The organism is Bathymodiolus heckerae thiotrophic gill symbiont (assembly GCF_900180345.1).
Lineage (GTDB): Bacteria > Pseudomonadota > Gammaproteobacteria > PS1 > Pseudothioglobaceae > Thiodubiliella.
This window is the reverse complement of sequence record NZ_FXLV01000096.1, coordinates 1-1401: the sequence shown is the minus strand read 5'-3', so window position 1 is coordinate 1401 and position 1401 is coordinate 1. Positions and strand designations below refer to the sequence as shown.

Below are 1401 nucleotides of genomic sequence, written 5' to 3'. Positions count from 1 at the left end.
GCAGTTAGGAATAGGCTTTAGCCTAGGCGGCTTATCCATTATCCATCGTTGCGCCAAAACCATCGCTACCGATCGCATAAAAGGCGGTGTCAATTACGACAGCAACGATAGATACTGCCTAGACGGGCAGCGCCTAATCGCTATTTCTGGCACCGATGGGCAATCAGGTAGCGAATACCGCACTGAGATTAACAACTTTAGCAAAGTTAAATACAACGGCAATCATTGGACAGTGCAAACCAAATCAGGACAAACTTTTGAATATGGCAACACCCCAGATTCTAAGATTGAAGCTCAAGGCAAGTCAGTTGTTAGGCTTTGGACGGTCAATAAAATTACTGATGCTGCCAACAATACGATTAATTATATTTACAATGAAGACAACGCGAATGGCGAATACACTTTAAGCCGAATTAACTATACTAACAATTCAGTTAGGTTGACTTATGAAGATAGAAACGATACCCATACCTCTTATCAAGCAGGCGGCAAATTACGACAAACTAAACGCTTGAGCAATATCACCACTTATGTAAACAACAATAGTATTAGAACTTATGATTTAGAATATCAATATCAGGGTACACCTAAGAGAAGTCAACTGACTTCAATTGAGGAATGTGTTAACGGTCAATGTTTGCCAAAAACTGAGTTTAAGTGGCAACACAACGCTGGTAACTTTTTTTTAGGTGAGCAATGGCAAAATGACTTAGGTGAAGACTGGAAAAATCGCCCAATCCACAAAAGCGGTAAACATTCCATACTAATTGACATGAACGGTGACGGGATGCCCGACCGTGTCTTTGACAGAATCCCAAGTAATAATGATCAACAAGCATTATTTGTTTATTATAATACAGGTAGTGGTTTTGACTCAGGTCATCAAGAGCAAGGTGACTTAGGCGATGCCTGGAAAAATCGCCCAATCTACAAAGGCGGTGAACATTCCACACTAATTGACATGAATGGCGACGGACTGATCGACCGTGTCTTTGACAGAAACCCAAGTAATAATCAACAAGGAATGTATGTTTATCTTAATACAGGTAGTGGTTTTTACTCAGGTCAGCAATGGCAAAATGACATAGGCGAAGACTGGAAAAATCGCCCAATCCACAAAGGCGGTGAATATTCCACACTAATTGACATGAACGGTGACGGGCTGCCCGACCGTATCCTTGACAGAAACCCAAGTGATCAACAAGGAATATATGTTTATCTTAATACAGGTAGTGGTTTTGACTCAGGTCAGCAATGGCAAAATGACCTAGGCGATGACTGGAAAAATCGCCCAATCCACAAAAGCGGTAAACATTCCACACTAATTGACATGAATGGCGACGGACTGCCCGACCGTGTCTTTGACGGAAACCCAAGCAATGATCAACAAGGAATATATGT

At 41.6% G+C, this 1401-nt stretch carries 1 protein-coding gene; it reads left to right on the top strand.

The genetic code is table 11. The features are described from left to right. Positions 1-1401, top strand: a 1401-nt coding sequence (locus CRYPD_RS07655; RefSeq protein ID WP_244610283.1) for a VCBS repeat-containing protein, incomplete at both ends; no start/stop codon positions are given.